Origin of the sequence: Aeromonas sp. R7-4 (assembly GCF_040908055.1) — a bacterium.
Taxonomy (GTDB): Bacteria; Pseudomonadota; Gammaproteobacteria; order Enterobacterales; family Aeromonadaceae; genus Aeromonas; species Aeromonas sanarellii.
Genome location: NZ_JBFODA010000041.1, coordinates 43,468 through 64,967, shown reverse-complemented (window position 1 = coordinate 64,967; position 21,500 = coordinate 43,468). Strand labels below are relative to the sequence as shown.

Genomic DNA, 21,500 nt, shown 5'->3' with positions numbered 1-21,500 from the left:
TCAAGAAATACTTGGCCCGCGCTGCCGTCCAAGCTCCCAAGATACGCCGCCACCGCGCACCACGGCGGCGATATGCTGCCCCAGCCGCTGCTCGATCACCGGCCGCCACGGCACCAAGCTGAATCCCATGCCGTCGTCCAGCATCGCGTAGCGCCCGCTGGCGAGCATGACGCTGCGCCGGTAGATGCCAGCCACGCGCTGCCCGTCGGCCACCGGGCGATGCTCCAGGCCGGTTTCAGCGGCAATGCCCTTCGCGGCCTGTGCCAGTTCCCGGTTGCGCAGTGTGCCCAGCAGGTTGCGCGCCAGGATCACGCGCTGCCCGCGCCGCTCGGCCAGCCCCTGTTCGGCCAGGAAGTCGGCGCGCTGTTGCATGGCCTGTTTGGCCTCGCCACCAAAGCCCAGGTCGCCCAGGCCCGAGCCGCCGCCGATCAACTGCTGGTCGAGCCACGTGGCCCCGATCACGCGGGCCTGCCGCTCGATGGGCAAGTGCGATTTCAGCTCCACGGCCACGCCGCCCAGGCGCTGCGCGTCGTACTGGCGGCCACGCTCGGCCAGGTCGTCCGGCACCTTCCATAGCCCTTCGGCAACGCGCTCCACAATGCCGGCCCGACGCAGGGCCTCCAGCCGGCGGATGTGGGCGGCGACGACTTCTTGCGGGTCGCGTCCGGCCTTGGCCCGGCCCTGCCCGATCGCCAGGTGATGGTCAGTGCGGTACAGGCCATCGCTCGCCAGCGCGGCGATGTTCTTGTCGGCTGCGCGCACGTCGGCCGAGCCTTTCACCTCCACCACGGCGCCGCTCGGGTAGTTCGCCAGCTCGTCGCGGGCGTTGAGCGCGACGTAATGGGCCTTGCCGTCCACCCCGTCGATGACCAGATAGCCCCGGTCGCGCAGCTCGTCGGCCAGCCCCTTCGCGGCCACACGGCCGAGGATGGTTCGGCCATCGTCCCCCGGCTCGAACACGGCCAGCTCGCGCGGCTCGCCGCGCATGGCCCGCTGCACGGTGCGGATGATGTCGCCGCGCTCGCCCAGCGCGCGCAATGTCTTTTCCGCATCGGCATGGATGGCCCAGGTGCCGGGCTGCGTCTCGTCGGCCAGGCCCAGGCGCTGCAAGTGTTGCAGGCGGCCGATTAGCATCAGGCGTTGGCGCTGCAAGCGGGGGGCGTTGAACCTTTCGACGCGCACCAGGCCATCGCCGCCGGCCTCGCCTATCTCACGCTTGAGGGTGCGATCCAGGCTCGTCCACCGCTCTTGCTCCACCTCACGCTGCAAGGTCTGCTGGATCTCCAGTTCGGTGCGCGGCCCCAGCCATTCGGTCGCCAGCTCGGCGGCGCGATAGCGGAAGCCATCGGCGATGTAGTCGCCCGCGATGATGAGGTCTTTGCCGGTGTCGTCGCGCCCGCGCACGACGATGTGCGTGTGCGGGTTGTCGGTGTTCCAGTGGTTCACGGCCACCCAATCGAGGCCCGTACCCAGGTCGGCCTCCATGCGGCCCATGAGGTGCCGCGTGTAGGTGCGCAGGTCTTCCAGCTCCGCGCCATCCTCGGGCGAGAGGATGAAGCGGAAATGGTGCCGGTCGTCGGCGCAGCGTTCCTTGAAGGCGTCGAGATCGGCCACGTCTGTCTGCGGCCCGTAGGCTTGGCCCGGCTCGCCGTCGCGGCCCACGCCGTCGCGCTCGATGTAGCGCAGGTGCTTGGCGAGCGACTGCGGGCTGGCCCGCTGGTGGTTCACCAGCAGCGTCTTGATGGTCGCGCGCCGCGACATAGGCGTCAGCTTCGCCCCGGCGAAGCGTGCTGCCGTGTGGCCGCGCCCCAGGCGCGAGCCGGGCCGCTGGCCGGTGCCACTCGCCGATGCCGGACGGCGCACCGTGGACTTGCCGCTGCTGGCTTTGCCCGCCTGTTTGAGCACCTTGGAAACGAAGCTCTGCCCCTGGCCCTTGCCCCGGTTCTTCGGGGCGCTGGGGCGCACGCGGAAATCGTCGTCGCGGCGGTCGGTCATGGCTGCGCTCCCTGCAAGCTCTGGCGTGTCCTGTCGTGCGAAGCACGCGGACATGCCTGCATTGGCGCGACCTTCGCGCCGAACGCGGCACGGCGGCAAAGCCGCTCCGTGCCGCGCCACCCCCATGTGCAGACTGGCTTTCGACGCGGCCCGGTGCCGCGTCCTTTTGTCTTGCCTTCCGCCTTTGCCCTTCGCTGTCGCTCCGGGCAGCGGCGGCCCGGCGGCGCCGCTGCGCGAGCAGCCAGCGCGCCGGCGAACGCGCCAATGGCCGCAGGCTGGGCGCGTTCGAGGTAAGACGCCTGCACGTTGGACGGCTGCGCCGGATGTTGCGCGAAGCGCGGCGCGGATGCGCTCGCGCTGCACGCGCGACGACACGGCGGCAGCAGCCGGAACGACTTGCCCGATGGCACGATGAGAGGCACGGCAACGTGCTGCGAATCGGCGGCCATCATGGGCTTGTCTCCAGCCAGACCGGATGCGCGACGCCGATCACGGCGGACGCACTGACCGGCCCGAAATAGCGGCTGTCGAACGACGCCGGATTGGTCACGCTCAACAGGAACAGCTCGCCCGGTTCGAGGCGGCGGCAAAGCTGCAAGGATGGCAGCGGCCGGCCCAGCCGGTCGGCAGGCAGCGCGGCGGCCGCAGGCACGCCGTCGATGCTTACCTGCCCGGCGACGATGCAAACGTGTTGCGGCGCGACCGCGCCCACACGTTTGAGCAGCGGCATGCGCATCGGCAGGTAGCCGCGATGCGCAGCCAGCATGGCGGCCCTATCGGGCAGCGGCACCAGCACGATGCTGTCCACGGACAACGGACGTGGCAGCGAGGCGGTGCGCGGGTCGAACGGCTCGATGCGATACCAACCGACCGCCACGCTGTCGGACGGGTTGTAGGTCAGACGCGGCAGCGGCGACACGAAAGCCGCCCAGGCCAGCGCAGCGAGGCCGACGGCGGCGAAGCACGCCAGCACGATGCGAGCGCGCAGGCGCGAGCGAGGATGCGGCGCGGCTTCGTGCGTGCGCGCGGTGGTGGATTGGGTCGTCATGGCAGCGCCCTCCCGGCCAGCCAGGCGGCGTACCGCTCGGCGGTGTATTCGGGCAGCGGCAGACGGGCCGCCAGACGGTTGCCCAGCGTGCGCCAGTACGCGGGCGACACATCGATGGCGGCGATGCCTTGCGCGTCGATGCCGTCGATGCATTCCAGCACGGAACGCACCGCGTTCTCGCCTTCGGCGTGCAGCAGCAGGCGTGCGCCCGGCCGCACGCCGGGGATGCGCTGCATGTCGTCCAGCGGCGTGGCGGCTTGCATCACCATGAGCTGCCAGCGGATCGTGCCGTAGTCGTTGGCCTCCCAGCGCACGCGGCAGAACATGGCTCGCGGCAGGAACACCGCGCAGCGCCGCCAGCGGTCGAGCCGCAGCGTGCGCGCCGGCTCACCGAAGCGCAGGTAGAGCTTGAAGCGCGGTTCGATGTAAGCGAGCGATACGCGAGTCAGCGGCACGCTGCCGGCCTGGCCGGCGAGTGCCGAAAGCGAAGGCGGCGGCGCAGCAGCCGGTGCAGCCGTCGCCGCGTGAGCGGCAGGCAAGGCGGATGCGTTCATGGCGGGTTCTCCAGGCGCTTGTCGGGAAACTCGCGCTCCAGCAGGCCGCGCAGCAGTTCGGCCACGGTCACGCCCTGGCCAAAGGCGGCGATCTTGATGCGCGCGCGGAGCGCGGGCGTCACGTCGAGCGTCAGGCGTGCGGTGTAGAGGTCGCCCTTGTTGAGCGCACCGGCATCGCCCTGGCGAATCCACGCCTCGGCGTGCGGATTCGCGGGCGGACGTGCGCCGATGCCAACGCGCTTGCTGCGCGGGCTGCTCATGTCGGCCACCGCAGCAGTTCATCGGCGAGCGCGGCAATCTCGCGGGTGGCGACGCTGTCGGGTGCCGTCTCGCGGGCGAGCCGGCCGGCGGCCACGCTGTCGGCGAAGACGATGCGCTGACGTACTTCGCTACGCAGCGCCGGCAGCGGCTGTTCGGCCAGCGACTGCCGCGCTTCCCTGCCGATGATGGTGGTGCTGACGCGCCGGTTGATGACGAAGGCCGCGCGCAGTGCAGGCCGGAACACCTGCGCCTCGCGGATCAGCGCCACCATCTCGGCGCTGGCCCACAGGTCGTAGGGGCTGGGCTGCACCGGGATCAGCACGCGCTCGGCCGCCAGCAGCGCGGAGCGCGCCAAGGCGGCGATGCGCGGCGGGCCGTCGATGATGACGTGATCGGCGCGGCGGGCCAGCTCCGGCGCTTCCTGATGCAGCGTTTCGCGGGCGAGGCCCACGACGCTGAACAGCCGTGGCAAGCCCTGCTGGCTTCTGCGCTGCGTCCAGTCCAGCGAAGAACCCTGCGGGTCGGCATCCAGCAGGATGACGTGCTGGCCGCGCAGCGCGAGTTCGCCCGCGAGGTGCGTGGCGAGCGTGGTCTTTCCGACACCGCCTTTCTGGTTGAGCAGCGCGACGATCATGGCGCGGCCCTCCGGGTTGGAAAGCCGGGCTTTGGCTGTTGCGCGTGGTGCCGTTTCGCAGTTGTCCACCGAAGCGGCGCGCTTCTACTAAAAGTTATGTATTTCTTGTTAGGTATGTTAGAGGGCGCGCAAAGCCAGCAATGGCGCGGGTTTTCAGCCGATTTTTGTGCCTGATAGCACGAGGATGTGTTGCCTGATAGCACGAGCCTCCTGTTGCCTGATAGCACGAGTGAATCCACAGGTTTTCCCGCACTTATCCCCGTGCCGTAGGCAGCACGGGCCGGAAGGTCAGCAGCTCGGTTTTCTCGCCAGGCATCCGCTCGATGCCCAAGACGTAGCCGGGCAACGATTGCCGCGCCACCAGGGCGCGCAAATCGGCGGCGAAGTCGTAGAAGCGCGCTACGCTGCCCGACTTGCGGTACAGGTGCTGAAAGTCGAATTGCCAGCCGTGTTCTTGCCGCCCGCCATGCTTGCGCACCAATCGGTACAGCCAGCGTTCGATGCCACCGGTGAGCCGGAAATACGTCGGGTCGATGGTCAGCACCAGGGCCGCGTCCACCACGCCCGCATAGAACCAGTCCGGCAGGATCAGTTCGATGCCCAGCGGCGTGCCGCTGGCATCGGCCAGTTCCTTCCACTCGTTGATCCACGAGAAGCGGTGCAAACGCCTTCCCGTGGTTTCGCGGATGGACGTGGCCACCGTGGTCGATTGCAGCCGGTCGAGCGCCGCTTTCAGGCGCTGGTAGTCGCGCAGCGACGTACCGCGCCCGATGAAGCGCAGGATCTCGTAGGGGCGCACCTGCATCAGCCGCGAGGTCGGTATGCCCGCATCGCGGGCTTCCACGATCTGGCTGGCGGCCCAGATCAGGATGTCGGCATCCCAGATCGTGGCGATGCCATGCTCCTGCGTGCCTTCCACGCGGATGGTGATACCGCCAGTGCGAAAGTCGATCGGCGTTGTGCGCCGCGACTTGGCGAGCGAAAAGAACGGAAAGGCCATCAAGTCCTGGCTGTCGCGCGGCGCCATGTCGCCCGGCAGCGCGCGGAACAGGTCGAGTTGTTCGCGCTGCGGCAAGGCTTGCCCTGGCGGGCTGGGCATGGCGAAGGCCATCCACGCGCCGAAGGTCAGCGACCATCACGGTAGTCGCCCGCGTGGCGCTCGGCGTACTCGGGATCGGACGTAGCCGCGTAGCTGCGCGCATCGGCCCAGGCGTCGAGGTCGGACACCGCGTACATGACGCGGCGGCCGAACTTGCGGAATTTCGGCCCGCCGCCGATCACGCGCTGCTTTTCCAGCGTGCGCGGCGAAAGGCGCAGGTAGTCGGCGGCTTCGTCGTTGGTCAGGTAGCGTTGGGGCTGCGCGGGCGCAGCGACAGCAGCGGCGGCAGGCCGCAAGGGAGCGGGTCGCATGGGATGGTCCTCCATCAAGCCCGGCCACACCACGCGACCGGATAGAGGCACTTTCGAGAAATCCGGGCTTCCTGCTAAGGGACGAATTGCAGGGACTGCAAAACGTCCCCCTTACTGCGATGCAACTGGCGGAAGCTGCGCCAGGCTGCGATAGCCGCCGCGCATCAACGCCTCGCCACGCCGCACCAGCCGGCGCACGCGGGCGCGCAAGGCGCTGTCCTTGTGCCAATCGGCCACGACGATATCGGTGCCGAACAGTCCTTCGGCCACCTCGCGTAAGGATGCGCCCGCCAGGGTCGCGTCGAGCGCCTGCAAGCTGTGTAGCTCCAGCACCGCGGACGGCGTAGGCCGGGAGCGGGCCGCTGCCGCAGGCGCGGCCACGGTCGCGGCGGACAGCGCATCCAGCTCGGCCGCCAGCGTGCGATAGCGCGCGCAAGGCGCGGCGCAAGCACGGGTGGCGTAGAGATACGCCATGCCGTCTTCCAGGCCGGGCGCAAGTGCGAGCCGCAAGCAGCAGCCGGGCCAGTGCGACACCAGCACCAGGCGCTTGCCATCGTGGATCAGTTGCTTGCGGCCAGGCACGCGCCAGAATTCGAAGACAGCGGCTTCGGGCGGTGGATCGGCATCGGGAAGAAGCTGCACCACGGCATCGTGATCGGGGAACCAGGCCGGATGCGCGTCCCGCGCATCCAGGGCGGGATCTTCCAGCAGGCGCAGGCCCCAAGCCTGCGCCGCGTCCGGCCGGCGACGACGGCGCAGCCAGTCGCGGCGGTAATCGGGATTCCGTCGCAGGTACTCCCAGGCCAGTGCCGGGCCGTCGAGGTGCAGTGTGTAGAGATAGGCGGCGGTGGGATACCAATGCTCGGCGCTCGCTTCGGCCATGACGCAACCTCCCGTGTAGCAGGAACGTCGCCACGGATTTCGCCGTACGGAGCTATCGAATCGCCATCAAGCTGTCATCGGGTCGGGGTGAACTGATGTGGCAGGTGTCAAGACCGATTGGCTCCGAAGCATTGCGAAAATCGTCTCGATGCGACGGCTGAAACGCCAGAAAATCGGAGTCAGCATCAGGCACCGTGCCGAAACCCGCGCCAAAGATCATGTCTGTTTCGGTCAGGCACGCACCGATTTCGTGCAATAAAGCCGAGCAAGATCTATTCGGTCTTGACCAAGACCGAAATAGTCACAATGTGCTCGCCTTGGCTCGGCCTTCTCTGTCTTCGTGGCCGCTCAATCCGTGATCGAGCCGTTCTCCTGCGCCCGTCGGACGTACTCCGACAGCGGGCGCTCTGCCAGAAAGTAGAGATCACGCATCACCGGATGCTGGCTCGGCCCGACGATGGATGCCAGATCGGATAGCTTCACCGTTCCCAACGTCGGCAGGCCGATACCCAGGTCGATCAGTCCCCAGGCCGTATCACCGTCGTCCGGGTCAAGCGCGGCTAGCAGCCAGGTGGCGTGCGCGTCAGGGGTGAACAGTCGCACCGCCGGCATCGGGTCGATGCTCCGGCCAGCGGTGCGTGCCGCGCCGACGGCCAGCAGTTGCGCCCGCTGTTCAGCGGTGACGAGCGGCTGGGTCATGCCCCGAATCCCCACGCATCCGAAGATGCACGGGTACGCTTTTCCACCGAAGCGCGGAACCGCTGAAGCGGCTGCGTGCTTTGGCGGGAAAGCACGAAGGCGCAAGCCATCGAATCCGTACATGCACAGAAACGCAGAAGCGCAATTGTGAGGGTCAGGAAAGGCACGGAAGTAACTCTCTGGCTCCGGCTAAATCCGCAGTTGCGGATTTCCGTAAAAGCATGAGGCGGATTGCTCAGCAGGAATGAATACTATAGATTGTAGCCCTATTGGGTGCAATGAGCTGTCATCTTGGTTTTCTAGGGGAAACCAAGTTGGTGGCAGCGAAACACTCATTGGCGACGGCGATACGGACAGTCAGGAAGGCGCGCGGCTTGAGCCAGGAAGCGTTCTCCGACGTGTCCAGCCGTACCTACATGAGTTCGCTGGAGCGCGACTTGAAAAGCCCGACCATGCACAAGCTGACCGAACTGTGCAAGGTCATGGACGTGCATCCGCTCACGTTGCTGACTCTGGCCTATGCAGGCGACGACATGGACAAGGTAAGGCGTGTGCTTAAGCAAATAGAACAAGAGCTGCTATCTATCAAGCAACGGGATGTTCATGGATAAGAAGACCCAAGGCGCGTGGTTGCTGCACCACGCAAGAAAACTTCAAGCAACAACGAACCAAGATTTTGACTCGATCGCCTTCGCTGGGAAAAGTGGCACGTTGTTGTCCGCAATCTCCGCGGAAAGGCAAAGCGTTGTCACGCAACAACGCCTAGAAGCCCTCGCACGTGCCAACCACATCAGCCCCAAAACGGAACTCCCTGCAATCGTTGCCGAACTCGCGCGACAAAAGCTAATCCTGCCGGGCAGCGGGGGGGTGGAAGTCCTCGGTTTGACTGGACATAGCGTGCTCGAGCACACATCCAGAATTTTCGATGAAAGCAGCCACGAGGCACATGAAGAAGCCGTAATCTTCGTATCAGAGATTGCCTCCGAGACGCCCACGACGGACAAAGCTATCGCCGAGGTCGTTTCCGATAATTTGAAGCTTTCACGCAAGGAAGTCGGCGATACGCTGGATCTTGCGACCAACATCGGCTTCTTTGACTCTGAGCCGATCTCGGCTCAAGAGAAATTACTTTTCAATGGCAACCTGTTCCGGCGCGATGATGCGCGGAAGGTCAATGCAATTCTATCAACCTTGAAAGCCCCCGAGGCTGCGCTTCTGACAGAAGTGAATCAGAAGCTTCAAGAAACAGGCTGCCTACCATTGGAGACGGTCAACAGGATTCTCGGGCAGGATCTTTTCGCACGCCTTCACTCCATTGGTCTATTCGATGTCAGCGTCGTGGGTAATGATCAGGGAAAGAGCTACTTCGTTACCCGTCCGGCTGCATTCTCCAAATTCAGCAACTCCATTGCGGACGACGCGTTGGATTTGGCCAAGGCGCTGGTAGCCTCGCTCACCTACGGGATGACCGTCAGCAGCTATTACCGTGGCCGTATCCAGATGGTTTCGGCACTCATGAATAAGCTGATCGCAGGCCATAGCGTCGGTCCCGCCACCGCTATTGGAAGCGACTATCAGGCCCTTGAGCTCAAAGGCGTCGTCGCCGTGACACCTGCTGATAACGGCATGTTCAGCATGAGGCTCCTGAAGCCGGAAGTGGGGCGTCTTGCACTCGCCGTAATCGAAGATGGCGACATAACGGCCGAGAGCGTTTCGCATATTCCTGGTGCACGTATCACTGAATACATCGCGCCGGAATTGAATCGAGAGGTGCAGCGGAAAAATGCCACAGAGGCAGTGAAACTGAAGGCGCGCAACCTGCTCCAAGAAATTCGAACCGGCGGGCTCAAGCGATGAAAAGCCAACCACTAAAGGGCTCTGTCGCCGAGGAAGCACTGCGGAATTATTTCCTAAGCATTGGCTACTATGTTGCCAGAGGCATCAAGTTTACATTCCATCGATTCGATGTGACGGATGTCGATCTGTGGCTATACGCGCGCAATTCGCCTCTCAGCAGAGAACGCATCTGCGTCGACATCAAGAACAAGAAGACACCGCAGGCTCTCGAACGCATTTTTTGGGCAAAGGGCCTGCAGTCAGTTCTAGATCTTGACTCGTGCATTGTCGCGACAACGGATTCTAGGCCGGATGTTCGCGAGTTTGGCCTCCAACACGATGTCCGGGTATTGGATGGCAAGTTTCTTTCTCGATTAACCAATAGCGCACGCAGCCACAAGGAGCGCATCACCGAGGAAGATTTCCTTGCGGATCTTGAATCGGGCTCTCTAGGCCGATTGAGTGGTGACTGGCGTGGCAGGTATGAGGAAAGCAAATCTCGCCTGCTTCACTCCTTGAACTTCGACGGATGCAACGCCTGGCTTGAAGACATCGAATATTTATTGACCCAGATCGCCTCCGGAAATCGGGCGTGGAGACTCTTCTATGCCTCATGCTCGCATTTCATGATCGCGATGGACTTCATCCTCAGGGAATTCATTGCTGAGGATCAGGAGCAACGCCGTCAGATCATCGAGCGTGGAATACGCTACGGCGTATCAGGGCAGGCTTTCACGGAGAAGGTCGGTCGCATGGCGGCAGCACTAGTGGAAGGTGTTGCGGCTCAACCTGGTCTCGCTGATACGCTACAACAGGAACTTCAGCAACAGGCTAGTAACGTCAAAGCCGATCTGTTGGCCGAGTTCTTCGCCAGAAACCTAACGGGGTCAGCGGCGTTCGATGTGGCACTTGCGTTAGAGTCCGCAGCCTTCTCTCCCCAAGCTCCCACGCCATCCGCACTGCCTTCACAGGCGCAGGCGGTGGTTGGGGTGATCGCTGATTTTTGCGGCGTAGATCGGAAGATTGCGCTCGCCTAACGCTCAGGCGAGCGATTGGAACTGAGAGATGCCGCGCCCCGCCGCAATGGGCGGGGCGCGGTAGGCGGCCGTCAGGCTGCCTTGGGTTTGCTACGCGACCAGATCAGGTCGTGCGTGCCGTCCTCGTTCTCGATCAGGCGGGCATAGACCGTCGCGGGGAACGAAGGGTCATCGAGTGAAACCGACAGGTACGGACGGTCGGCCTGGCTGGTTTTCTTCCACGCCGCGCCGATCTCGTGGCCGGCCGCCTGAAGGTGGAAGTCGGGGGCGTTCTCGGTGTCGCCCTTGTCGTTGGGAACCAGCTTGACCTTGACGTTGAGCGTCAGGGTGCGGAGCGTGCCGGTGAAGCCGTCTTTCTCTGCGATGAAGGTGCCGATGTTAGCCATGATGTTTCTCCTTTCGGGTTGAACAAGGTCGCGCCAGTGCGTCCTTGTTGTGATCCGTCCGGCGGGGGATGGGCTGGCCGCACCGCTTGCGGTCGAAGCGCAGCGGAGAGCCTGGAAGCGAAAAGAATTTGTCCCGCGAGGAATGCGCGCAGCGCAGGGGAAATTGTTTTCGCTGGAAGGTTGCGACCATCAAGCCCAAGGCGCAGCCGCGCCCCCGCCAGGATTCACAACAAGACAAGGACGTACAGGCCGACCGCCCCCGAATGGAGACATGGCCGACTCGGCATCCCCGCGCGACGGCTTCACCGGCTTGCGCCCTGACGCGGGCAAGGCCAACCACCAAGGACAAGGGCGAGAACGCGCCTGCCGTCGCAGGCGGCAACGTGCTTGAGGCGTGGCGTGGAAGCTCCATAGGCATGGCCGTGCGGCGTGTCGGTGAACCGTCCTTCGTGACGACCAGGCAGCGAACTGCCAGCGTCGGGGACGGCACGCTTTCGCACAACCTGCCGCAGCAAACCTGAGCGTAGCCCTACAAGCCTCGCCCATTGCAGCGGGGCGCTGTCTAAGCACCGGCGGCGCGATGCGCCGGCGCACTTGCCGGCTTCTTGGGTTTCTCGCGCACAAGGCTGCTTGTGCGCGGCCCCTTCGCCGCCTGCCCGAAGGCGGCGAAGGGGCGTTTTGGCTTGGGCCTTGAATCCGAGCGCGGCTACCGCCGCGCCCGGATTCTTGACCGCCAGCTCCAAGGCGGAACGGCCTGGAGCTGGTGCGAATGGGGGGAGTCCTTCGTTTCGACAGCATGAAGCGCCCCGGTCGGAACCGGAGCGCCTATCTGCGGTGCAGGGTCACGCGGCCAATGCCTCGGCCGGTTCATCCGCCACGGCGGCAGCTTCTCCCGTACCGTCCTGCTCCGTGCCTGCTTCCGGCATTACCTCTTGCGGGCCTTCGGTGCGGAAGATGGCGGGCATCCAGCCGGTGCCATCGGCCAGCCGTTCGGCTTCGCTGGCACTGTCGGCCTTCTTCAACTTCGCCAGCCGGGTCACATGCTCCGGTGCAAACTCGCCCACGGCTTCCAGAATCGCGGCTTTCGGCACATGCCGGAAATAACCCTCATTGGTGGGCTTCCACCATGCGGCTATGTCCAGCCCCACGGCCTGCGCTAGTTCCGCGCCGGGTTGCAGCGTGGTGGCGCGGAGCGTCACCACGTCTACCGTGGGTGCCACGCACACGGCCAGCAACCGCACCAGTTCATCCTGCGACTTCGCCAGCAGCACGGCGAACAGTTCGGCACTGTCCTCCGGCAAGGCGTCGCCTGCTACCTGTTGCAGTTCGCGCAGCGCGACGGCGGCGGGCGATTCTGGCCAGTCCGGGGCCATGCCTTCCAGTCGGTCTTGCACCTTCAGGCTCACGCCCAATGGCAGGTCGTGGCCGTAGTGGCTTTTCTGCAAGACGGTCTGCACCATGCCATGCACCAGCGCAGCCAGCGCCACTTGCGGACGCCGGGCGACTTCGATTTGCAGCACGGCGGTGCGGTGGGCGCTCAACCGCTGTGCCAGCCGGTCGGACATGGCGGCGGCCTTGGGCTGCTCGTCGTCCTCGGCTTTATCCTCGTTTTCAGCGTCTGCGCCACCGAAACCCTGCCGAAAGCGTTCCAGCGTGCGCAGCGCCTTGGCTTCGGCTTCGCGCATCAGGCCGCGATGAATCACGGCTTCGCCGCTGCGGTCGATGGTGACGATGGCACCGGCTGCGGCCTTCACGTTCGGGCTGTAGTCTTGCAAACTGTCCTCGATGGCCTGCAACTGTTCGCCCAAGGCTTCGCCTTTCTCCTGCAAGACACCGGCCTTTTCCTCGTCGTCGGCATCCAGCGCAGCATCCACGGCTTCTGCCAGGTCGTGCAGCTTGGCTTGCAGCTTCTCGATGCGGGCAGCTTCGCGCTTGTTCGCCGCAAGGCGTTCCCTCGGGACGCGTTGGAAGGCGTGCAAGTCGGCATGGGTCACGCTCGGCGTGGCATCCACCCATGCCCAGCCTTCGGCCTTCACCTCGGCGGCAATACCGGCCAGCTTGTCTTGCGCCAGCTTCTCCAGTAGCGCGGCATCGGTCAGATACACACCTGCATCATCATCCGCGAACAGGTCGCGGCGGATGCCGCCGCCTGCAGCTTCGTAGGCATCCAGCCCTACAAAGCGAACCAGTGGATGCCGATAGGCGTCAATCTCACGCTCGGTAAGGCGGTCGCGCAATTGGGACGGGTGCCGCTGCCACGTCGGCGCATCGTAGAAGGCGGTTTCCTGCGCGGCGTGATCGTCGGTGATGGCAAGGGCCATCAACTGGTCGAGCGTGACGGCATCGGCGCGATAGTCGGCCATCAGACGCGGCGATACGTTCGCCAGCTTCAAGCGGCGCTGCACCACCAACGGCGTAACGCTGAAATCCGCTGCAATGTCCTCGATGGGCCGGCCTTCGGCCACCAGCGCGGCAAAGGCTTCAAACTGGTCTGCCGGGTGCATGGCTTCGCGCTGCACGTTCTCGGTGAGGCTGGCCGTGCGGGCGGTGCCATCGGCCACCAGCAAGCAAGGCACTTCCCATTCTTTGCTGATGCGGTGCTTCTTCGCCAGCAGCTTCAACGCGGCAAGACGACGGCCACCGACGACGACTTCATAAGGTTCGTCGTCAGCGGTCGCGGTGACGATGAGGTTTTGCAGCAGGCCGACACGTTGGATGCTCGCGGCCAGCTCGGGGATGGACATGCGCGGGGTCTTGCGCACGTTGCGACCAGTCGGGCGCGACACCAGCCGCGACAGCGGAACCAGAATCAGGTTCTTGGTCGGGTCGACAGTTTCCAGCGCGGGGACTTGGATGGCGCGGGCTTCGCTTTGGGGGATGGCGTTCATGGTGATAACTCCTTGCGGTGAGGAATGCAGCAGCGAAAGAAGCGGCAAGGGCTGCTGCCGGCCCCTGCCGCGTGGGGATTCAGACTTTCAACTGGCGCAGGCCATCGGCCAGCATCCAGAGGGCGCGGTTCAGGCGCACATCGGAGTCAATGCCCTGCACCGGGCGGGTTTTCTGGCGGCGACCATTGGCGCTGCGGCCATGCAATCCGCCTTTGGTCAGGTTTTCTTGGGTGCGATTGAACACGCTCCACAAGTCCGGGCGGCGGTCGTCGAACCGGCGCGGCATCAGGATTTGCGATTCGGTGATGGGCGCGGGCTTGTTGCCGGTGGGGTCGTACTTGAGGGCCAGCGCGGCGCGGGCGAACACTTCGGCTTCGCCTTCATCCAGCGTGATCGCGCGCATGGCATCGCGGGATTCCTTCACCCGCTCGAAGCCCTGCAAGACTTCGTAAGCGCCTTCGATGACGGAACCGGCCACGTCGCCTTTGTGCGGCACGCGCACATCCGCCACGGTGTCGCCGCACACAAGGCCATTGCTGCACACGAACCGGAACATCCCGGCCAGCATCTGATAGCTGCTGGTGCCGTCGTGCGAGTTCAGCAGGATGATTTCATTGGCTTCCGCGCCGTTGATCTGGCTGGCGTGGCGCAAGCGCAGCATGTGCTTGGTGTGTTCGCGCTTGCCTTCGTCGCGCACGCGGGTTTGGCACGCCATGAACGGCTGAAAACCCTCTTTGCGCAGTTCGGCCAGCACGGCGGCGGTGGGAATATAGGCGTACCGCTGCGAACGGCTTTCGTGCGGGGCCTCCGCGAAGATGGACGGGGCCACGCGGTGAATCTGGTCATCGGTCAGCGGGTAGTCGCTGCGCAGCGACGGCGAACGGGAAGCAAAACGGGATGCGAGTTGCATGGTCTTTCTCCTGACGAAAAGGGTTTGCTGTTCAAACCGCACACCGGATTCCTAGATTCGGAGCCCAGCCTTTCGGCTGTTCTGTGCGGTCGGCACGAGGAACCCGGTTGGCCCTGTTGCCACCGTCTTTCCTGAGTTCATCGCCCGCGACGGTCAGGAGCACGCGGACGGGAGCCGTCAAGGAAACAAGCGCAGGGTTGGTGCGGCCCGCAGGCGCAGCCGAGGACACGGCCCTGCGCGCCTTGACGGCACACGGACGCGGGCTACAGTCGCGGACAAGGTGATGAGGTCAGGGAAGACGGCTGTACATGGCAACGGCCCCCCTCGTGTGCTGAACCGCACGAAAGCGAAGCGCGCAGGCCCGGATCGAGGAATCCGGGCCGGAGGCGTCAGCGATGGAAGCCCGAAGGGGGCGAGACTCGTGCAGCGAGGCTCGATGCGCAGCACGACAGCGCGACCGGCCGTTTCCTGGCCGGGGACGCCCGGATCGCATGAGGTACCTGAAAGTCAGCCGATAGACGAAGACTCGGGTACCGACAAGCCCGCCTTGGTTAAATACGCTGCAAAGCGTCTTCAACATCAGGAACGGAACATGAGTTCACCGCAGACGACAAGCCCGCAGCAAGCCTGCGAAGCCATCCTCATCGAAGGAAAGCGCTACAACATCGAGCACGGCATCCTGCCCAGCGAGAATGCCGTCGCCGACCGTCTGCTCGCCCGCGGCGTCGAGCTGAGGGAGGCCTACGGCGAGTTGTACGAAAAACTGCAGCCGCGTCCGCCGGCACTCAAGGTTTTCCTGGACCTTCTGCTGAGCACGGCAGCGTTCTGGAGCCCGGAGAAGATCGCCGAGGCGCGCGTCGCCCGCGACGAACTGGCCGGCGTCAACCGGCAGATCGCACGGAAGGCCGAGGAACTGGCGGAGCTGCTGGAGCGCCGCACCGAGTTGAACAACACCTCCGGCTTCAGCAGCGAAACGCACTATCACGTCTGCGACGTGATCGAAGCGGCATCCGAGCACAACTACTTGTTCAACTCCTGGGTCAAGGATCGCCTGGATGCCCTTCGCGGCCAGTTCGATCTGAAATACTGGCCATCGCTGGATCAGTTCCTGCGAGAACTGGCTGCCGATGCGGAGAACGCCGGCATGGAAGCCACAGATCCTTTGACTGCGGCGGCCACCGTGGCGTCGCGCCCGTCACGGGCCGACTTCTTCAAGGCCCTGTTCGCCGCCATCGAGGAAAACAGCGCACGAAACTACGGGCTGCTACCCACGGGCTTCAAGCTTACCGACGGCACCCTGGCCTCGTTGGCGAACTGCGCATTGGATCTTGGGCCAGACGAGCTGGCGGACAGCACCTATGTGAAGCGGCTTCGCCAGCGCGAACGCAACGGCGGCAAGTGACGACGTGCCGTCGCCAGCAAAACGCAATCTCCCCTGATGCGCAGCAAAAAGGGGGCCGAAGCCCCCTTCGTCACAGCCAGCCGAGTTCGGCGAATGCCGTCGTCTGGTCGCCTGCAACGATGATGTGATCCAGCGTGCGCACCTCAACCAGTGTCAGCGCCTCCTTGAGCCGCTGGGTCAGTGCCCGATCGGCCGCGCTCGGCTCGGGATTCCCGCTCGGGTGGTTGTGCGCCAAGATCACCGCCGCCGCATTGTGCTGCAGCGCTTCCTTGACCACCTCGCGCGGATACACCGATGCCTGGTCTATGGTGCCGCGGAACATCTCGACGTACTCGATCAGCCGATGGCGCGTGTCGAGGAACAGGATTGCGAAGACCTCGTGCTCGAAGCCTGCGAGCTTGGTGCGCAGGTACTCCTTGACCGTCGCCGGCGAACTAAACTCGGTACCGCGCTGCATCTTCTGGTCGATGACCCGACGCGCGGCATCCAGGATCTGGTCGGCCGACGCCGGCCGATAGCGGCCACGGCCGTCACGCACCAGCAGCGAGGCATCGGAAGAGAGGGAAAACTGCGACATGATCGTGCTCCGGTTGCTCGGGCGGAATTGCCCGGAACCGGCGCCAGCACGGCGCAGCGCAAGCAGTCAGGGGGCGAAGCCGGCCGCCAGGACGCCAGCGCGCAACGCGCGCGCCGCCCTTGACGGCGAGAACGCCGTGGTACGGTGAAGGGAAACAGCAAGACCGCTCCATGCCATACACGCCCCCCGGCAAGTGGAGCGCGCAGGCCCACCAGGGCCGGAGGCGTTAGGGATCAAAGCCGGATGGCCACAACTCGATACGAGGCGCGGGGCGTGACCCCCAAGCCCAACGGCGAAACGCAGAGACGCACAAAATGAAAAAATCGGGTAAAACTTGCAACAAAGACTGGAGGGGGCTATGTCGATACTGCAAGAAATTCTGGCTTGGACTCAGGGATTGCCAGCTTGGCAAAGCGATGCCGTCGCACGCCTGCTGGCGAAGCAGACATTGACGATGGATGACAACGAAGATCTATTCGCGCTGCTTAAGCTGGCACATGGAATTCCCGATCCGAAGGGCCGTCAGCCTAAACCCCTAACGGCCGACCAGATTCCTGCGCCCGTTGCGGTGGCGACGCACATCGAGCTGGTCGCAATGAAGAACATGAGAAACGTCAATGCGATTGCAGAGAATCAGCGCTTGCCTTTCAATGCAACAGGTATGACCGTCATCTACGGAGATAACGGTTCTGGCAAATCAGGATATTCGAGGGTGCTCAAGCGCGCCTGCCGCGCTCGCGACCGAACTGAAGCGATCCATCCCAATGCCCACCTCCCCGCTGGTCAAGCCGGCGTCCCAGAGGCGACCTTTGAAATCTTGGTGGACGGTGTTGCGAAGGACGTGCAATGGACGCATGGCAAGGTAGCTCCCCCTGAATTGTCGTCATTGGCAGTCTTCGACACGCGCTGTGCACGCGCCTATCTGGACAGTGAAGACGATTTCTCTTACGTACCTTACGGGCTCGATGTATTTGAGGCGTTGGCGAAAGTCTGCAAGCAGTTGAAGGCTATGGTCGAAGCTGAGCAGATGCAGTCCGCTGCCGACCTTACTGCATTTTCCCCGTTGCAGGGCGATACTCTGGTCGGCAAGCTGATTTCCTCACTGTCCGCAAAGACAACTCAGGCCCAGATCGACGCGCTAGCCAACTTGACCGCAGAAGAATTGGCGCAGCACGCCGAATTGGAAAAGAGCCTGCAAGAGAACAATCCGAAGGATAAGGCAGCTCAACTGCGCTTGCAGGCTCGCCGTGTCACAACCATCGCGACAAGCGCGACCAGCAAAGGCGCGCTGGTAGACCATCCCGTCGTCGAAAAGCTGCGCAGTTTGGCGGACAGCTATCGCACAGCGCAGGCAGCAGCCGCGCTTGCTGCCAAAGAATTCAAGGAAGGCGAAGATCTTCTGCCGGGCACCGGGGGAGAGGTTTGGCGCGAGCTGTTCGACGCCGCTCGCAAGTTTTCCGTCGAGTCACATCCGGACAAGGCGTTTCCCGACCTAGGCACAGATGCACCTTGTCCGCTATGCCAGCAGCCCTTGGCCGAAGGCGCTACTCGCTTGCTGCGTTTTGAGGCATTCATCCAGCAAGAAGCCGAGAAGACTTCACAGACACGTCGGGCCGCACTGTATGCAGAGTACAAGCCTTTCATCGCGCAGAACCTGACGTTGAATCTCGACGATGTGACCTATGGAGAGATTGAAGCGTTGGACCCGAAGTTGGCAGCGGACGTCAAGGCATTCGAGCCGCTGCTGGCAGCCCGCCAAGAGGCTATCAAGGCGGCTGTGCTCTCACACCAGTGGGAAGGCGTTGCTCAAGCCCTAGAAAATCCCGCGCCGCGACTTCAAGCGCTGGCCGACAAGCTGAACACTGCGGCAGAAACATTGGAAAAGGCCTCAGACGAGAAGGCCCGCGCTACCCTCCAGAAGCAGTTCATGGAGCTGAATGCACGGGTCAAGCTGCGAGAGGTCAGAGACGCGGTGGTCACGGCCGTGGGCAAGCTCAGCCATCAAGCGAAACTTGCGCAGTGCCTATCCGCTGTTAAGACCAATGCCATCTCGCTGAAGGCATCGGACATGGCCGAGAAGGTTGTTTCCAAGGAACTCGCCGAAGCGCTGAATCGCGAGTTCAAGGCATTGGGGGTTGGTGCGTTGAGCGTATCACTGCAGAGCCGCGCCGACAGAGGCAAGGCGTTGCACAAGCTGAAATTGGAACTTCCTCAAAGTCGAAGCCCCGGTGACATTCTGAGCGAGGGCGAACAGCGCGCCGTGGCGATCGGCTCCTTCTTGGCTGAAGTCGGGTTGAGCGGTGGCAAAGGCGGCATCGTCTTTGACGATCCTGTGTCATCGCTCGACCATCGCAGGCGAGAGCGCGTAGCAAAGCGCCTGGCCACCGAAGCCGCGTATCGTCAAGTTGTAGTGTTCACCCATGACATCTACTTCTTATGTCTCTTGGTGGAGGAGGCCAAAACTGCCGGCGTGGCGATTTCGACTCAAAGCCTGATTCGCCGCGCTGAGGGGTTTGGCGTCGCCGATCCAGAACTCCCGTTTGAAGGGAAGAATGCAAGTAAGCGGATCGGCGCGCTAAAGGCCCAACAGCAGTCCATCGCCAAGCTGCACAAGGATGGTGAGGAGCAAGAACACCGAAAGCAAACAATCGATGCCTATTTTCGTTTACGCATGGCGTGGGAGCGTGCTGTCGAAGAAGTCTTGCTGCGTGAAGTGATCCTCCGATTCCGTAAGGGCGTGGAAACGCAAAGGCTCGCTGGCGTCGTGGTCGATGACGACGACTATGCCCAAGTCAATGCAGGCATGACGAAATGCTCGAACTATGCACATGACAAGGCGCTGATGGGTGGAATCGCAGTCCCCGATCCCGATGAGCTTCTCGCCGACATCACAGCGCTGGAAATGTGGCGGGCGCAGATTGAGAAGCGCGGTGTGGAGACGGCTAAGAAGCGCAAGGCTGCTCCAACCGTTAGTGGGGCGCCCGCAGTGGCCGCAACACCTGGGTGAGTGGAGTTTCACGAAATTCCCACATGTGCGAATCGTCATGGATAAAGATGGTATCGAACACTGAAAAAGCGCCCATTTCAGCAAGAAGCGGGGCCAAATACGATGCCGCTTTGGAGCAGTTGATGGCTGGCAGCGGCCAGTTGTCATACACGATCAACCAGTTGGCGGGGTATCGAACGAAGCCGTCGGCCGTCGCCTTCGGCATCTTTTCTTTGACGTAGTGGGCCATCGCGGCGGCCCATTCGCGCTCCGGCGAATCGCCACACCACCCTGGGCCTGACTCGTCGGCCTCGATCTCACGGCGGAGTTCACCGGCCGTCTTTCTGGGTTCCCCAGGCAACACATGGGGAGTGAAGTAGACGTCCGGCCCCAAGCCCTCCTTTTCACGGAGAAAGTCAGCGCGGGCGATGTTCTCCGGCACAGCTTCAGTGTGCTCGATTCCCACATCGGCCCGGAACATCGCCAAAAGGAAATCCGGCTTGTCAGAATGGGTCAAGGTCAGCGGGAACGAGAGCTGTTCAACCGGTAGCGTCGCAAGCAGATGCGCGATGCAATAGCGCTCTGCATGGTGGTTCCGGCGCCCCTCCGACCGCGGGGGAACATCGATGTCCAACTCGGCTAGCCTGTCCTTTAGCTCCGCTGGAGTATTTGCCCGCAGGATGATTTCCGACATGGGATGGTCATGCCTCCTGGTTGGTTGCTGCGTGATTGCGATGCAGGTCCGACACCACTGCGATCAACCTGTTGATCGGTTCGGCCAGCCGCTTCGGCAATACGCGGTGCTGGGTATGAGTTTTCAGGTCGGCGATCCAGCGATGCGCAACCCACACATCTTCTTCGGGGTGGTTGTTGTTCACGCCATTGCAATACTTGTAGCCAACGAGCGCATCTGTGTGCGACAGCAGGATGCGCGCCATCGTCATGTGGAAGCGATGGGCCTGGATATCCGCTGGACCTTTGGGGCGCGGCACGGTCAACCGTAGGCATCGCTGGCTGTTGAACTCACTCCAGTCGGGGCCAACGACCTGTCCCGCGCGTTCCAGCATTTTGCGCGACTGTTCGTTCTTGCCATTGACCAGAGCAACGGCGACCGTACCTTTCGGGTACTCCAGCTTTTCGGCGAGCAAGTTCATCCAGCGCACCAGCTTATTCAGTGTCTCATCGTCGGCAAACACAAGGAACTGATGGCGTTGCTCGTCGTCCAGAAACGCCGGCAATTGCGCGTAGAGGGGGTACAGCAGGTCGTGGATATAGATGTAGGTCTGCCGGCGTCCTTGCTCGTGGCTCCGCGTGGTTGCGGTCAGTACCCGCTGTGCCCACTCAGGCGTAAGTTCGTCCAGCGTCATCTCGGTGATGTCGATGGAAATCAGCGGAAATCCGAGCGACTTCCCGATCAGCGCCTTGCGCCCGTCGAAGGCGTGGCCGAGTTCGATTTCAACGCCGCCCAGCACCATCGGCTCGACCTGGACCGGCGGCCCGAGCACAGCCACGTCGAGCCGGAATTTGCTGCCAAACGGCGTCTCCAGGGGATGCTCGGTTGCCACCCGGTCGGCGCCGAGCAACAAGTTGCCTTCCAGCGGATAATCCGACGCATCCGCATCCTTGAACGCCCACGGCATCGCAAGCCCGGCATTCAAGCGTCGGGAGAGTTCGGCCGCGACACGTTCTTTCGCCCGCCGGTGTTCGGGGCTTTCCTGCACGGCGCGCCACCGACTGGCTTCTTCATCGTCGAAGTGTGCTTTGGGGTTGAAGGTGTGCTGGGCAGGAAGCACCCGAAAATGGGATCGCCGACGCAGCTTTCCGCTTTCAAAGGAGGGGCTGACCCATGTCACCATCTGTCGTGATGCGTCTGGAGATACCAGGGGCCACAGTTTGCGCGCATGCTCCCGGCTGCGAACGTCGCGGGCGGCGATCGTGGTCTGAAAAATCCCTTTTCGAGAGAAGACAACGATCGCCTCGTCCATTCTTGGCCTT

Annotated in this window: 21 protein-coding genes; 5 read left to right on the top strand and 16 right to left on the bottom strand. The window is 63.4% G+C overall.

Annotated features, from left to right (window positions below):
* From AB5Y72_RS11585 to AB5Y72_RS11540, 10 genes are all read right to left on the bottom strand, one after another.
* Positions 1-1,995: a relaxase/mobilization nuclease and DUF3363 domain-containing protein gene (locus AB5Y72_RS11585; protein WP_019396546.1), complete on the bottom strand. Its 1,995-nt coding sequence runs from the start codon at positions 1,993-1,995 to the stop codon at positions 1-3.
* Positions 1,992-2,447, bottom strand: a complete 456-nt coding sequence (locus AB5Y72_RS11580) for a hypothetical protein (protein ID WP_071567547.1) — start codon at positions 2,445-2,447, stop codon at positions 1,992-1,994. The genes AB5Y72_RS11585 and AB5Y72_RS11580 overlap by 4 nt, the downstream gene beginning before the upstream one ends.
* Entirely contained in the window at positions 2,444-3,043 is a 600-nt protein-coding gene (locus tag AB5Y72_RS11575) for a S26 family signal peptidase (RefSeq protein WP_047337404.1), read from the bottom strand. Before AB5Y72_RS11575 ends, AB5Y72_RS11580 begins: the two co-directional genes overlap by 4 nt.
* Entirely contained in the window at positions 3,040-3,597 is a 558-nt protein-coding gene (locus tag AB5Y72_RS11570; protein WP_047337403.1) for a DUF2840 domain-containing protein, read from the bottom strand. Before AB5Y72_RS11570 ends, AB5Y72_RS11575 begins: the two co-directional genes overlap by 4 nt.
* On the bottom strand, positions 3,594-3,857 hold the full coding sequence (locus AB5Y72_RS11565) for a hypothetical protein (RefSeq protein WP_047337411.1): 264 nt from the start codon (positions 3,855-3,857) through the stop codon (positions 3,594-3,596). Before AB5Y72_RS11565 ends, AB5Y72_RS11570 begins: the two co-directional genes overlap by 4 nt.
* Complete coding sequence (parA, locus tag AB5Y72_RS11560; protein ID WP_047337402.1) at positions 3,854-4,492, bottom strand: ParA family partition ATPase; 639 nt, start codon at positions 4,490-4,492, stop codon at positions 3,854-3,856. Before parA ends, AB5Y72_RS11565 begins: the two co-directional genes overlap by 4 nt.
* A gap of 253 nt (positions 4,493-4,745) precedes the next feature.
* A complete protein-coding gene (locus tag AB5Y72_RS11555; RefSeq protein ID WP_113994982.1) occupies positions 4,746-5,591 on the bottom strand; it encodes a replication initiator protein A in 846 nt (281 codons plus the stop codon).
* Positions 5,592-5,617: 26 nt separating this feature from the next.
* Positions 5,618-5,902: an AlpA family transcriptional regulator gene (locus tag AB5Y72_RS11550; RefSeq protein ID WP_011241663.1), complete on the bottom strand. Its 285-nt coding sequence runs from the start codon at positions 5,900-5,902 to the stop codon at positions 5,618-5,620.
* A 111-nt stretch (positions 5,903-6,013) separates the two neighbouring features.
* Positions 6,014-6,784 (bottom strand): DUF2285 domain-containing protein, encoded by a 771-nt coding sequence (locus AB5Y72_RS11545; protein ID WP_047337400.1) that lies wholly within the window; start codon positions 6,782-6,784, stop codon positions 6,014-6,016.
* A gap of 348 nt (positions 6,785-7,132) precedes the next feature.
* Positions 7,133-7,483: a DUF2958 domain-containing protein gene (locus AB5Y72_RS11540; RefSeq protein ID WP_047337399.1), complete on the bottom strand. Its 351-nt coding sequence runs from the start codon at positions 7,481-7,483 to the stop codon at positions 7,133-7,135.
* Positions 7,484-7,800: 317 nt separating this feature from the next.
* Here AB5Y72_RS11540 and AB5Y72_RS11535 point away from each other — a divergent pair, with 317 nt between their 5' ends.
* The 3 genes from AB5Y72_RS11535 to AB5Y72_RS11525 are packed head-to-tail and all read left to right on the top strand — an operon-like array spanning position 7,801 to position 10,356.
* Complete coding sequence (locus AB5Y72_RS11535) at positions 7,801-8,094, top strand: helix-turn-helix domain-containing protein (protein WP_047337410.1); 294 nt, start codon at positions 7,801-7,803, stop codon at positions 8,092-8,094.
* Entirely contained in the window at positions 8,087-9,340 is a 1,254-nt protein-coding gene (locus tag AB5Y72_RS11530) for a hypothetical protein (RefSeq protein ID WP_047337409.1), read from the top strand. The genes AB5Y72_RS11535 and AB5Y72_RS11530 overlap by 8 nt, the downstream gene beginning before the upstream one ends.
* Positions 9,337-10,356: a hypothetical protein gene (locus AB5Y72_RS11525; protein WP_047337398.1), complete on the top strand. Its 1,020-nt coding sequence runs from the start codon at positions 9,337-9,339 to the stop codon at positions 10,354-10,356. The genes AB5Y72_RS11530 and AB5Y72_RS11525 overlap by 4 nt, the downstream gene beginning before the upstream one ends.
* Positions 10,357-10,427: 71 nt before the next feature.
* Here AB5Y72_RS11525 and AB5Y72_RS11520 read toward each other — a convergent pair whose 3' ends face one another.
* The 3 genes from AB5Y72_RS11520 to AB5Y72_RS11510 all read right to left on the bottom strand — a co-directional run bounded on the left by AB5Y72_RS11520 (position 10,428) and on the right by AB5Y72_RS11510 (position 14,540).
* On the bottom strand, positions 10,428-10,742 hold the full coding sequence (locus AB5Y72_RS11520) for a DUF736 domain-containing protein (RefSeq protein WP_047337397.1): 315 nt from the start codon (positions 10,740-10,742) through the stop codon (positions 10,428-10,430).
* An 842-nt stretch (positions 10,743-11,584) separates the two neighbouring features.
* A complete protein-coding gene (locus AB5Y72_RS11515) occupies positions 11,585-13,630 on the bottom strand; it encodes a ParB/RepB/Spo0J family partition protein (RefSeq protein WP_047337396.1) in 2,046 nt (681 codons plus the stop codon).
* A gap of 79 nt (positions 13,631-13,709) precedes the next feature.
* Positions 13,710-14,540 (bottom strand): DUF932 domain-containing protein, encoded by an 831-nt coding sequence (locus AB5Y72_RS11510; protein ID WP_047337395.1) that lies wholly within the window; start codon positions 14,538-14,540, stop codon positions 13,710-13,712.
* Between the two features lie 592 nt (positions 14,541-15,132).
* Between AB5Y72_RS11510 and AB5Y72_RS11505 the strand changes: the two genes are divergently transcribed.
* The gene (locus tag AB5Y72_RS11505) at positions 15,133-15,942 is read left to right on the top strand and encodes a hypothetical protein (protein ID WP_047337394.1); all 810 of its coding nucleotides are present in this window, start codon (positions 15,133-15,135) and stop codon (positions 15,940-15,942) included.
* Between the two features lie 70 nt (positions 15,943-16,012).
* Here AB5Y72_RS11505 and radC read toward each other — a convergent pair whose 3' ends face one another.
* The gene (radC, locus tag AB5Y72_RS11500; RefSeq protein WP_047337393.1) at positions 16,013-16,519 is read right to left on the bottom strand and encodes a DNA repair protein RadC; all 507 of its coding nucleotides are present in this window, start codon (positions 16,517-16,519) and stop codon (positions 16,013-16,015) included.
* 358 nt (positions 16,520-16,877) lie between these two features.
* Between radC and AB5Y72_RS11495 the strand changes: the two genes are divergently transcribed.
* Positions 16,878-19,526 (top strand): AAA family ATPase, encoded by a 2,649-nt coding sequence (locus AB5Y72_RS11495; protein WP_047337392.1) that lies wholly within the window; start codon positions 16,878-16,880, stop codon positions 19,524-19,526.
* Here AB5Y72_RS11495 and AB5Y72_RS11490 read toward each other — a convergent pair.
* On the bottom strand, positions 19,489-20,199 hold the full coding sequence (locus AB5Y72_RS11490; protein ID WP_047337391.1) for a hypothetical protein: 711 nt from the start codon (positions 20,197-20,199) through the stop codon (positions 19,489-19,491). The two genes, AB5Y72_RS11495 and AB5Y72_RS11490, sit on opposite strands and share 38 nt — an antisense overlap.
* Positions 20,200-20,206: 7 nt before the next feature.
* Positions 20,207-21,490, bottom strand: a complete 1,284-nt coding sequence (locus tag AB5Y72_RS11485; protein WP_058142533.1) for a hypothetical protein — start codon at positions 21,488-21,490, stop codon at positions 20,207-20,209.
* Positions 21,491-21,500 lie beyond the last annotated feature (10 nt).

Bases quoted from the DNA above. Each gene is read 5' to 3' on its own strand.
- AB5Y72_RS11585 (WP_019396546.1), bottom strand. From the start codon at position 1,995: ATGACCGACCGCCGCGACGACGATTTCCGCGTGCGCCCCAGCGCCCCG.
- AB5Y72_RS11580 (WP_071567547.1), bottom strand. From the start codon at position 2,447: ATGATGGCCGCCGATTCGCAGCACGTTGCCGTGCCTCTCATCGTGCCA.
- AB5Y72_RS11575 (WP_047337404.1), bottom strand. From the start codon at position 3,043: ATGACGACCCAATCCACCACCGCGCGCACGCACGAAGCCGCGCCGCAT.
- AB5Y72_RS11570 (WP_047337403.1), bottom strand. From the start codon at position 3,597: ATGAACGCATCCGCCTTGCCTGCCGCTCACGCGGCGACGGCTGCACCG.
- AB5Y72_RS11565 (WP_047337411.1), bottom strand. From the start codon at position 3,857: ATGAGCAGCCCGCGCAGCAAGCGCGTTGGCATCGGCGCACGTCCGCCC.
- parA (WP_047337402.1), bottom strand. From the start codon at position 4,492: ATGATCGTCGCGCTGCTCAACCAGAAAGGCGGTGTCGGAAAGACCACG.
- AB5Y72_RS11555 (WP_113994982.1), bottom strand. From the start codon at position 5,591: ATGCCCAGCCCGCCAGGGCAAGCCTTGCCGCAGCGCGAACAACTCGAC.
- AB5Y72_RS11550 (WP_011241663.1), bottom strand. From the start codon at position 5,902: ATGCGACCCGCTCCCTTGCGGCCTGCCGCCGCTGCTGTCGCTGCGCCC.
- AB5Y72_RS11545 (WP_047337400.1), bottom strand. From the start codon at position 6,784: ATGGCCGAAGCGAGCGCCGAGCATTGGTATCCCACCGCCGCCTATCTC.
- AB5Y72_RS11540 (WP_047337399.1), bottom strand. From the start codon at position 7,483: ATGACCCAGCCGCTCGTCACCGCTGAACAGCGGGCGCAACTGCTGGCC.
- AB5Y72_RS11530 (WP_047337409.1), top strand. From the start codon at position 8,087: ATGGATAAGAAGACCCAAGGCGCGTGGTTGCTGCACCACGCAAGAAAA.
- AB5Y72_RS11525 (WP_047337398.1), top strand. From the start codon at position 9,337: ATGAAAAGCCAACCACTAAAGGGCTCTGTCGCCGAGGAAGCACTGCGG.
- AB5Y72_RS11520 (WP_047337397.1), bottom strand. From the start codon at position 10,742: ATGGCTAACATCGGCACCTTCATCGCAGAGAAAGACGGCTTCACCGGC.
- AB5Y72_RS11515 (WP_047337396.1), bottom strand. From the start codon at position 13,630: ATGAACGCCATCCCCCAAAGCGAAGCCCGCGCCATCCAAGTCCCCGCG.
- AB5Y72_RS11510 (WP_047337395.1), bottom strand. From the start codon at position 14,540: ATGCAACTCGCATCCCGTTTTGCTTCCCGTTCGCCGTCGCTGCGCAGC.
- AB5Y72_RS11505 (WP_047337394.1), top strand. From the start codon at position 15,133: ATGAGTTCACCGCAGACGACAAGCCCGCAGCAAGCCTGCGAAGCCATC.
- radC (WP_047337393.1), bottom strand. From the start codon at position 16,519: ATGTCGCAGTTTTCCCTCTCTTCCGATGCCTCGCTGCTGGTGCGTGAC.
- AB5Y72_RS11495 (WP_047337392.1), top strand. From the start codon at position 16,878: ATGTCGATACTGCAAGAAATTCTGGCTTGGACTCAGGGATTGCCAGCT.
- AB5Y72_RS11490 (WP_047337391.1), bottom strand. From the start codon at position 20,199: ATGTCGGAAATCATCCTGCGGGCAAATACTCCAGCGGAGCTAAAGGAC.
- AB5Y72_RS11485 (WP_058142533.1), bottom strand. From the start codon at position 21,490: ATGGACGAGGCGATCGTTGTCTTCTCTCGAAAAGGGATTTTTCAGACC.